This is a genomic window from Micromonospora sp. NPDC048843, from assembly GCF_040649965.1.
Taxonomy (GTDB): domain Bacteria; phylum Actinomycetota; class Actinomycetes; order Mycobacteriales; family Micromonosporaceae; genus Micromonospora; species Micromonospora hortensis.
Map to the genome: position 1 here is coordinate 1 of NZ_JBEZGJ010000312.1, position 4,378 is coordinate 4,378.

At 72.5% G+C, this 4,378-nt stretch carries 1 protein-coding gene; it reads right to left on the minus strand.

Annotation, left to right across the window (positions count from 1 at the left end; genetic code table 11):
- Positions 1-58: 58 nt before the first annotated feature.
- Positions 59-3,661 carry an ABC transporter ATP-binding protein gene (locus AB0C20_RS35330; RefSeq protein WP_357569638.1) on the minus strand — a complete coding sequence of 1,201 codons (3,603 nt, stop codon included), beginning with the start codon at positions 3,659-3,661 and terminating at the stop codon, positions 59-61.
- Positions 3,662-4,378: the final 717 nt, after the last annotated feature.

Below are 4,378 nucleotides of genomic sequence, written 5' to 3' on the forward strand. Positions count from 1 at the left end.
TCTGAGATCTCCGTCGCCGAACGGCGCGGCGCCGCGTGAGCGGCCGCCCGACCGTCGGTCAACCGGCCAGGTGCGACCAGTCGCCCTCCAGGTCCTGCCAGGCGCCCTGAGCGGCCACCGTCCCGCCGAGCAGCACCACCACGTGGTCGGCCCGGACCAACGCGGCGCGCTTCGCGGTCGAGCCGACAACTGTCACCCCGTGGCCACGCAACGCCTGCCAGAGCGCCAGCTCGGTGGTGACGTCCAGCGCCGACGACACGTCGTCGGCGACCAGCAGTTCGGTACGCGGGGCCAACGCCCGGGCCAGCGCCAACCGCTGCAACTGCCCGCCGGAGAGCCGGGTGCCCTTGTGCCCGATGAGCAGGCCCAGCCCACCACCGGCGGCGGCCAGGTCATGGTCGAGCTGGGCGGTGCTGACCGCCCCCGCCGCGTCCACCTGGTGCCCGAGGGCGATGTTGTCGGCCACCGTGCCGGAGAGCACCCGGGGCAACTGCCCGACGTAGCCGACCTGGTTGGGACGCAGGAACAGCTCCGGCTCGGTGACCGGGTCACCGTTCCAGGCCAGCTCGCCGGTGTGGTGCACGATCCCGGCCAGCCCGCGCAGCAACGAGGACTTGCCCGACCCCACCGGCCCGACGACCAGCACCAACTGCCCCCGCTGCACGGTCAGGTCCACGTCCCGGATGGCCACCGTGCCGTCGGAATGCACCACCCCGAAGCCGCGCAGCTCGAGCCGGCGCAGCGGATGCCGGGGCGGCATGGTCGGCGCGGGCGCCGTCCCGGTGGTCAGGTCGACCTCCGGCACCCCCGCCGAGTACGCGCTCACCCCGGTCATCGCCGCAGTACGCCGGGTCCAGACCCGCGCCGAGGGCAGCTGCGAGATCAACGACGCCGTCGTCCAGGCGAACCAGCGGGCCGCGCCCAGTGTGGAGACGGCCACCAGCACCGCCCCGGCGGACAGCGAACCGTTCAGGTAGAGCGCCCAGGCGCCGATCGGCAACAGCCCACTGGCCATCGACGGTGTGGAGCGCGCCCACACCTGCACCGAGATCTCCCGTCGCTGCCGGTCGCTGCGCAGCACGTCGAGGCTCGCCAGGTGGCGCAGCACCGCAGTGGTAGCGCCGGCGAGCTTCACCGTCCGCGCCGCGGAGAGCGCGGAGACCAGCGCCGTGGCGAAGGAGGCCCGCGCGGCCACCGTCGCCCGGGCCGCACGCTCCAGCTTCGGCCCGAACAACGTCGCGGCCAGCCCGGAGACGACCATCGTGCCGAGGAAGAACAGCCCGGGTACGACGCTGCCGGTGACAGCCGTCATGGCGACCACGAGCACCAGCGCGACGGTCTGGTCCAGCACGTTGTCGGCGAGCTGGACCACCCGCTCGGTGTCCCCGCCCTGAGCCACCACCTCGGCGGGAGTGTGTGAGCTGACCCGGCGCGGCCCGGTCTGGCCGTGCACCAGGCGAAGGCCGATCCGCAGCATCTGCCGCACCCACCACTGCGGGAACCAGACGTGGGTGTAGAACGGCAGCGGCAGTGTGACCAGCAGCCCGGCGACGATCCCCATCGCCGGCAGGTAAGGGTTGCCGGTCCCGTCGACCAGGTCCGCCCAGAGCCAGGGCAACACCGGGCCGTCCAGCCCGAGCAGGCTGAGCCCGAGGAACAGCACGATCGCGGCCGCACCGTACCGGGGATCGTTTGTGCAGAGTCGGAAGATCTCCCGCAGTGTCCGGGCCGGCGGCACCGGCGGCAGCGGCGGCGGATCGGCCCTGGTCGGCCCGACCGCGCCCTGCGTGCTGTCGGGCGGTGTCACCCGAATGGCCTGCCCGTTCGGCTCGACCTGCGTCAATGCCGGCTCGGTCGACCAGGCGGCGGCCTGCTCGGTCGCCGCGACCGGTTCGACCCGCACGGGTGCCGGCTCGCTCGGCCACGCGTCCGGGCCGGGGCCGACCAGAAGGTCGGTGCCGACGCCGGTGCGACCGGCCGGCGCCACAGCGGCGTACGAGGCGGCGTGGCTGGTCGCCAACAGTTCGGCGAAGCGGGTCGACGTCTCCAGCGGACCGGCCTCGACCACCGCGCCGTCGGCCAGGACGACCACCTCGTCACAGCGGCGCACCGAGGAGAGCCGGTGCGCGATGACGATGCCGATCCGGTCGCGCAGCAGACGTTCGGTGGCCCGCTGCACCCGCGCCTCGGTGACCGGGTCCAGCCGTGCGGTGGCCTCGTCGAGGATCACCACGTGCGGCTCCCGGACCAGGATGCGGGCGAACGCCACCAACTGCTCCTGACCAGCGGAGAGCACGTGCCCGCCCTCCCCCAACCGGGTCGTCAACCCGTCCGGCAGCTCCGCGATCCAGCTGGCCAGACCCAGCTCGTCGAGCGCCCGAGCCGCCGCGTCGAGCAACTCCCTGTCGAAGAGCGCCACGTTCTCGGCGAGCGTGCCGGCCAGGATCTCGGTGCGCTGCGGCACCAACGCCACCCAGCGGCGCAGCTGCTCGACGTCGAGATCGCACAGGTCGGTGCCGCCGAGGAAGACGGTGCCCGGCGGCACGTCGACCGCCCGGGTGAGCACCTTCGCCAACGTCGACTTGCCCGAACCGGTCCGCCCGATCAGCGCGTACGAGCGACCGCGCGCGAAGGTGAGGCTGAGCCCGCGCAGCGCGGCCCCCCGGTCACTCTCCCCGTACCCGAATGTCAGGTCCCGAATGCGCAGGTCACCCTCGCTCGGGCTGGCCCCGCCGACCGGCTCCTGCCGAGCCTTGTAGAGCAACTGCACCCGCGCCCACGCGCCGAGCGCCTCCTGGATCTCCGGCACCATCCGGCTGACGTGTTCCGCTGTCGCCCCGAAGGCCAGGGCGAGCAGCCAGATGGCGGTGAGGCGGGCGGCGTCGATCCGGCCGGTGGCCAACGCCCAGGCACCGCCGAGCACCACAGCGCCGATGCCCGCCCGGATCGTCGCGGTGGCCACTGTCGCCACCCGGGCAGACAGCACCCAGACCACCAGGCCACGGGACAGCACTGCGGAGGCCCGCCGGGCGTACAACCGCAGCACGTACGGCCGCGCCAGACTGGTCCGTACGTCGTCCTGGCCGTGCACCGCCTCCTCCATCACGGCGGCCAGGTCGGACCACGCCTCCTCTTCCGCCATCCGGGCCGGGCCGATCCGCGCCGTGGGCCGGCGCAGGCCGACCGCGAGCACCACAGTGAGCAGCAGCATCGCGATCCCCGCCGGCCACCACACGAACAGCGCCACGACCATCGACAACAGACCGACGCAGAGGCCCTGGGCGAGCCGGGTGCCCTGGTTACGAATTCCCGACGCCACCTGGTAGACGTCCCCGTCGATCCGGTCCAGCAACTCGCCCACCGGAGTGGTCTCCAGGGTGGGCAGGTCCTGCCCGAGGGCGACGCGGCAGAGCCGGCGACGCACGTCGGCGGACCAGTCGGCGGTCAGGCCGGCCATCAGCAGACTCACCGCGAGGTCGCTGAGGACCACGGCGACCAGGGCTGCGGCCAGTACAGCGAAGAAGCCAGCCGAACGATGCACCAGCACCGCGCCGGCCAAGGCCGATGCGCCCGCCTGCCCCGCGGCGCCCAGCACGATCAGGACGGCCACGATCGTCACGCGACGGGTTGAAGTCCCCCACAGATCACGGAGCAGGCGCATGGAAAGTCCTCCGGGACGTGGGTGGCGGAGACCTCAGCCTGCCGGCACCACCCCCTCAACTCAACCGATTTTCCGGCCTCTGAGCTGGACTTCCGTCAGTTCCACCAGCGCGGGCAGCCGACCTGCTCGATGCCGCTGCCACTGCCGCGCCGCCCGATGCCTGAACCAGACAGGGGGCACCGAACCGGCGGTTTTCGGTCAGTGCCGTCAGCGGCCGGAGCGGGCCGGCAATTCCCGGCCCAGTGGCCGGACCAGGGCCGATGGTCCTGGGTCAGAGCCGGCGCGGTGGGCAGGTCGGTGCGGACAAGCCCGGGCCGGGGCGGACATGCTGGGTCAGGGCCGACAGGCCCGAGTCGGGGCGGACAAGCTGGGTCAGGGCCGACAGGCCCGAGTCCGAGCCGGCGGAGCCCTTCCGTCGTTGCCGGCACCCTAGGCGTTTTGCCTGATCTAGTGCGATTTAACCAACCCCGACGCCCGACAGAGCCTTCTTGATCGACTCGGGTTTCATGACGTCGGGGTGTCCGGGAGTCCGGGATGCCCCGACTTCCGTGAACCCGAGTGGATCATTCCGGGTGAGGGGCGATTGGACGCCAGGGGTTCCGGTGGGTGTGGGTAGTTTGCCCGTTGGTGGGGGTTTGTGGGGTGTGGTCGGGTGCACTCGTGGGCCGGAATCATGGCCGGGCCGGGGTCGTTACATACCCTGACGATCGCAGCACC